5 protein-coding genes and 1 pseudogene are annotated in these 5716 nt (G+C 74.1%); all 6 read right to left on the reverse strand.

The genetic code is table 11. The annotated features are described in order from the left end of the window. The coding region (locus tag HY68_RS00695; protein WP_041994924.1) for an aldolase/citrate lyase family protein at nt 1-721 on the reverse strand (721 nt) is incomplete at its 3' end. A 38-nt stretch (nt 722-759) separates the two neighbouring features. Then, nucleotides 760-1989 carry a CoA transferase gene (locus HY68_RS00700; RefSeq protein ID WP_041983354.1) on the reverse strand — a complete coding sequence of 410 codons (1230 nt, stop codon included), beginning with the start codon at nt 1987-1989 and terminating at the stop codon, nt 760-762. 50 nt (nt 1990-2039) lie between these two features. Continuing rightward, nucleotides 2040-2954: a ribokinase gene (rbsK, locus tag HY68_RS00705; RefSeq protein WP_041983356.1), complete on the reverse strand. Its 915-nt coding sequence runs from the start codon at nt 2952-2954 to the stop codon at nt 2040-2042. Beyond that, nucleotides 2951-4348, reverse strand: a complete 1398-nt coding sequence (locus HY68_RS00710) for an ADP-ribosylglycohydrolase family protein (RefSeq protein WP_041983358.1) — start codon at nt 4346-4348, stop codon at nt 2951-2953. The genes rbsK and HY68_RS00710 overlap by 4 nt, the downstream gene beginning before the upstream one ends. After that, nucleotides 4345-5490 (reverse strand): ADP-ribosylglycohydrolase family protein, encoded by a 1146-nt coding sequence (locus HY68_RS00715; protein WP_041983360.1) that lies wholly within the window; start codon nt 5488-5490, stop codon nt 4345-4347. The genes HY68_RS00710 and HY68_RS00715 overlap by 4 nt, the downstream gene beginning before the upstream one ends. Continuing rightward, nucleotides 5487-5716, reverse strand: a pseudogene (locus HY68_RS00720) (ADP-ribosylglycohydrolase family protein); the annotation flags it as partial. The pseudogene HY68_RS00720 and the gene HY68_RS00715, both read right to left, overlap by 4 nt.

The following is a 5716-nucleotide window of genomic DNA, read 5'->3' on the forward strand; positions in this document are numbered from 1 at the left end:
CCTCGGCGGCCGTCGGCAGATAGGCCCGCTCGATCACCGGCAACTGCCGTGGGTGGATGGCCGTCCGGCCGAGGAACCCGAGTGCGCGGCCCCGCGCGCAGGACTCGGCGAGCCCGGCCAGGTCCTTGACGTCGGGGTAGACGGACTGCGCCGGTGGCGCGAGTCCCGCCGCGCGGGCCGCCACGACGACCCGGGCGCGCGGCCAGGCGAGCGCGTTCTCGTCGCTCATGCCCAGATCGGCCCGCAGATCCGCCTCGCCGAGCGCGATCCCCCGCACGGCGGGATCGGCGGTGGCGACGGCGAAGGCGTTCTCGATGCCGAGCGCCGATTCCAGCAGCGGGTAGAGACCGGGGACGGCGCCGCCGTGGCCCGCGTCGCCGTCCGGCCGGGCCCGTAGCTGCCGTACGACATCGGCGATCTCCGCGGCGACAGCGACCTTCGGCAGCCGGAGACCGCCGAGCCCCGGCAGCGACGCCAGCGCCGCCAGGTCGGCCGCCGCGTGCTGCCCTCCGATCGCGTTGATCCGCACATGGACGGCGGCCGGGCCCGGCGCGGGCTGCGCCAGCAACTCGGCGGTGGCGGCCCTGGCGTACTCCTTACGGTCGGGGGCGACCGCGTCCTCCAGGTCGACCAGCACCACATCGGCGCCGGACCGCAGCGCCTTGGCCACCACGTCGGGCCGGTCGCCCGGCGCGTACAGCCAGGTCAGTACGGTGTCCATGGCGCCCGGCGCGCGGGGCGCGGTGACGGATCCCGTGCTCACAGCGCGCCGCCTTCCCGCAGTCCGGCGATCTCGTCGTCGCTCAGGCCCAGTTCGGCCAGGATCTCGGCGGTGTCGGCGCCGTGCGGACGGCCCGCCCATTTGACGGCGCCGGGTGTCGCGGAGAGCCGGAAGAGGACGTTCTGCATCTGCACCGGCCCCAACTCCTCGTCCTCGACGCGGACGATGGAGCCGAGCGCGCGGTACTGCGGATCGGCCATCACGTCCCGCACGTCGTAGATCGGCGCGACGGCGGCCTGTGCCTTCTCGAAGACCGCGACCACCTCGTCGGCGTCGTGCCGGGCGATCCAGCCGCCGACCGCCTCGTCCAGGGCGTCGGCGTGCTGGGCGCGGCCCGCGCCGGTCGCGAACCACGGCTCGTCGATGAACTCGGGGTGGCCGACGAGCCGTACGACCCGTTCGGCGATGGACTGGGCGGAGGTCGAGACGGCCAGCCACTTGCCGTCGGCGGTCCGATAGGTGTTGCGCGGGGCGTTGTTGGCGGACCGGTTGCCCGTCCTCGGCTGCACATAGCCGAGTTGGTCGTGCCACAGGATCTGGGGGCCGAGCATGGCCAGCATCGGCTCGATGATCGCCATGTCCACGACCTGGCCCTCGCCGGTGCGGTCGCGGCCCGCCAGCGCGGTCATCACCGCGTACGAAGTGGCCAGCGCGGCCACGGAGTCGGCGAGGCCGAAGGGCGGCAGGGTGGGTGGCCCGTCAGGCTCGCCGGTGACGGCGGCGAAGCCGCTCATGGCCTCGGCGAGGGTGCCGAACCCCGGCCGGGTGGAGTAGGGGCCGAACTGGCCGAAGCCGGTGACCCTGGCCAGCACCAGACGGGGGTTGACCGCGGACAGTTCCTCCCAGCCGAGACCCCATTTCTCCAGGGTGCCGGGGCGGAAGTTCTCGATGATCACATCGGCGTCGGCGGCCAGTTTGAGCAGCACGTCCCGGCCGCCGGGGGTGGACAGGTTGAGCGTCAGATTGCGCTTGTTGCGGCCGAGGTGCTTCCACCAGAGGCCGACGCCGTCCTTGCTGGGGCCGTGGCCACGGGACGGGTCGGGCTTCAGCGGATGCTCGATCTTGGTCACCTGCGCGCCGAAGTCACCGAGCATGGTGGCGGCGAGCGGACCGGCGAACAGCGTCGCCATGTCCAGCACGCGCAGCCCGTCGAGCGGGCCGGGGTGCCGGGGCGCCGAGTGGTCGTCGTCCGGGGGCTGTTGCTGCATGGCGTGCCTGGGCCTTTCGTGTCGGCAGGGTGTCCGGCGGGGAGGACGGGTCAGGGTGCGGTGGCGGCCAGCGCCTCGATGCGTGAGCGCTCCGGCATGGAGGACGAGGCGCCCTGCTCGGCCACCGACAGGGCGGAGGCGGCCGAGGCCCAGGCCAGTGCGCGCGGCATGGGGACGCCTTCGCCGAGGGCGACGGACAGCGCGCCGACGAAGGTGTCGCCGGCGGCCGTGGTGTCGACGGCGCGGGTCTTGCGCGCGGGGACGAGCAGCGGCTTCTGGCCGCGGGCGGCGTACAGGCTTCCCTCCGCGCCGAGCGTGATCACGGCCTCGGGTACGGATTGGAGGAGGACGGGCGCCGCCGCCCAGGCGTCGTCCTCGCCTGTGAGGGTGGCTGCCTCGTGTTCGTTGGGGACCAACAGATCGGTGACGGCGAGGAGTTCGGGGGGCAGCGGCTGCGCGGGGGCGGGCGTCAGGATCGTCCGTACGCCGTGCCGGCGGGCGGCGCCGGCACCGGCCAGCACGGCCTCCATGGGCAGTTCGAGCTGGAGCAGCAGCGCGCCCGCCGCGGCGATGACGTCCTCGTCGCCTTCGGCGAGCGCGGTGACGGTGCCGTTGGCGCCGGGGACCACGACGATCGCGTTCTCCCCGGCGTCGTCCACGACGATGTGCGCGGTGCCGCTCGGGCCCGGCACGGTGCGCAGCGCGCCGGTCGCCACACCGGACTCCGCCAGGGTGGCGCGCAGCCGGCTGCCGAAGTCGTCCTCACCGACGGCGCCGATCATGGACACGGAGCCGCCGGCGCGGGCCGCCGCGATGGCCTGGTTGGCGCCCTTGCCGCCGGGGACGGTGACGAAGGACCGGCCGGTGACGGTCTCGCCGCGCGCCGGGGCCGTGCTGGTGTAGGCGACCAGATCCATGTTCGTACTGCCGAGGACGACGATCCTCGCTGCGGTAGCTGCGGTCATGGTGTGGTGTCCTCCTGGGCGGCGATGGCCAACGCGGCGGTGCGCCGGGCCAGTTCGTCGAAGCCGATCCCGTCGAGACCACCGACCGTGGTGGCCAGACGGTTCTTGAGTGGGGCGGTCCAGCGGGCCGGGAGCGCGTCCGGGGTCCCGGCGAGCAGTCCGGCGATCGAGCCGGCCGTGGCGCCGTTGGAGTCGGTGTCCCAGCCGCCGGAGACGACCCGGCAGATGGAGCCGGTGAAGTCGCCTTCGGCGTGGGTGAGGGCGGCGGCGAGCAGGGCCACGTTGGGCAGCACATGGACCCAGTGGTGGTGGCCGTACTCGGCGTGCAGCTGGTCCACGACGGAGGCGAACCCGTCGATGGTGCCGGTCGGTTCGGCCCGCGCCGCCGCGACACCGAACCGTACGGCGCGGGCCAGCCGGGAGCGTTCGGGTACGACGGCGAGCCCGGCCCGCAGACAGGCGTGCACATCGCCGCCACCGGCCGACGCCTCGGCGACGGCCGCTGCGGCGAACATCTCGCCGTACACACCGTTGGCGGTGTGTGTCAGGACGGCGTCACACCAGGCCTGTTCGGCGGCGGCGCGCGGGTCGCCGGGGTGGGTCCAGCCGAAGATGTCGGCGCGGATGAGGGCGCCGATCCACTCACGGAAGGGGTTGCGCAGCTGTCCGGTGGCGGGCGGCTCGACGCCGTCGAGCAGATTGCGGTACGCGACGCGCTCGGCGGTGAAGGTGCGGCCCGCAGGGAGTTCGGCGAGCCACAGCTCCGCCACGTCCCGCGTACGGAAGCCGTGGCCGTGCGACTCCAGCAACAGCAGGCCGAGCAGCGGGTAGTTGAGGTCGTCGTCCTCGGGCATGCCGTCGATGTTCTCGGCCAGCGAGGTGGGCCTGCTGCGGCGGTTCCACGGCCAGCGGGCCGCGACCTCGGGGTCGAGGCCGCGTTCGGTGAACCAGCCGTCCAGCGGCCAGTTGCCGGTGGAGCGCGCGATCTCCCGGATACCGGCGAGCGGCAGCTTCTCGACGGGCTTGCCGAGCAGACAGCCCGCAGCGCGGCCCAGCCAGCCGGCTTCGAGCCGCTGGGTGAGTCCCGCGCCGCCGGGCCGGGCGGCCGGGGCATGTGGCGCGACGGCCCGGATTTCTGCCAGGCCGGTGGGCTCTTCGGCGGCCGAAGGGGCCGGGATCAGGGCCAGTTCGTCGAGAAGCCGCCCGGCGAGCGCGCGCAGCGCCGGGTCGGCGGGTCCCGGGGACGCCCCGGCCAGCTCGGGCGCGGGGTGTCCCCCGGCGGCGAGCCAGCGCCGTTCGACGTCGGCCGCATCCCTGCCGTCCTCGCGTGCCTGGCGCAGTTCGTGGCCCACCAGGTCCTCGGGCTGCACCCAGGTCAGCCGGAGACCGGTCATGACACGTCCGCGAGGGCGGCGAAAGCGGTCTCGTGCTCCCGCCTGCGGATGACGTCGCGGTCGAACACCTCGCGGGTGACGACGGCCAGTTCGTCGGCGGGGGTGGTCAGGTCGAGCTTGCTGGCCCGTGCCACCTTCTCGCTCCACTCGGCGGGGACGCCCGCGGCGCCGCCGAGGACTCCCGCTATGGCGCCGCCCATGGTGGCGATGGAGTCGCAGTCGCGACCGTAGTTGACCGCGCCGAGCACGGTGTCGTGGAAGTCGCCGCCGCCGACGAGCAACATGCCGAGCGCGACGGGCAGTTCCTCGATGGAGTGCAGCCGGGAGGGCCTGCGGGCGCCGAGCGAGGGCTGCCGGTACTCGGGTCCCACGGTGTCGAACGGCGCGACGGCCTCCCGCAGCGGTGCCAGCGCGGACTCGAAGTCGTCGTGTTTCACGGCCACTTCGCACACCGCTTCGATCGCGGCGCGGGTGCCGTCCTTGGCGAGCGCCAGCGCGTCGTCGACCACCGAGCGCGGGGTGGCACCGGGCCGGAAGGCGGCGGCCACGGCGGCGGCGAAGACGCCCGCCGCCTCGCGTCCGTACGACGACTGGTGCGGGGCCGCCACCTCCAGCGCCTCGGTGTAGGCGGCTGCCGGATTGCCCGCGTTGACGACGCCGACCGGCGCCATGTACATCGCCGCACCGCAGTTGACGATGTTGCCGACGCCCGCCTCGCGCGGGTCGACATGGCCGTAGTGCAGCCGGGCCACGATCCACTTCTCGGCGAGGAAGATCCGCTGGAGCGGCAGCGCCTCGGCCTCCAGCTCCGGGATCCAGCGGGGGGTGCCGATCAGGTCGGGCACCAGATGGTCGGCCACGCTGTACGCGTCGAGGTGGTCGCGCACCGTGCCGTAGACCCGGACGAGCGCGTGCGTCATCAGGGTGTCGTCGGTGACGTACCCGTCGCCCTTGTGGTACGGCGCGATGGGCCTGGCGGTGCGCCAGTTCTCGTAGAAGGGGCCGACGATGCCGCGCACCCGGCCGCCGTGCCGTTCGGTGATCTGTTCGGGACTCCAGCCCTCGACCGGGCCGCCGAGCGCGTCGCCGACGGCGGCGCCGACCAGACAGCCGGTGACGCGGTCCTCCAGGGTCAGCTTCATGAGAGACGGGATCCTTCCGGGACGGTGGGTTCGATACGGGCGAGCCGGCCGGCCAGGTCGACCAGGTCGGTGCCGGCCTGGCGCGGGAGGGCGCAGCCGGCGAGGGTGCGGCATGCGTCGCGCCAGGCGGACGGCAGGGCTTCGGCCCCTTGGACGGCGCCGGCGAGCGCCCCCGCGAGGGCGGGCGCCGAGTCGGCGACCCGGGACAGACAGGCGGCGGCGGGTA

Source organism: Streptomyces sp. AcH 505 (assembly GCF_000818175.1).
In the GTDB taxonomy this organism is placed as follows: Bacteria; Actinomycetota; Actinomycetes; order Streptomycetales; family Streptomycetaceae; genus Streptomyces.

What these genes read in the sequence shown, in the direction of transcription:
- rbsK (WP_041983356.1), bottom strand. Translation starts at nt 2,954, where the DNA reads ATGACCGCAGCTACCGCAGCGAGGATCGTCGTCCTCGGCAGTACGAAC.
- HY68_RS00700 (WP_041983354.1), bottom strand. Translation starts at nt 1,989, where the DNA reads ATGCAGCAACAGCCCCCGGACGACGACCACTCGGCGCCCCGGCACCCC.
- HY68_RS00715 (WP_041983360.1), bottom strand. Translation starts at nt 5,490, where the DNA reads ATGAAGCTGACCCTGGAGGACCGCGTCACCGGCTGTCTGGTCGGCGCC.
- HY68_RS00710 (WP_041983358.1), bottom strand. Translation starts at nt 4,348, where the DNA reads ATGACCGGTCTCCGGCTGACCTGGGTGCAGCCCGAGGACCTGGTGGGC.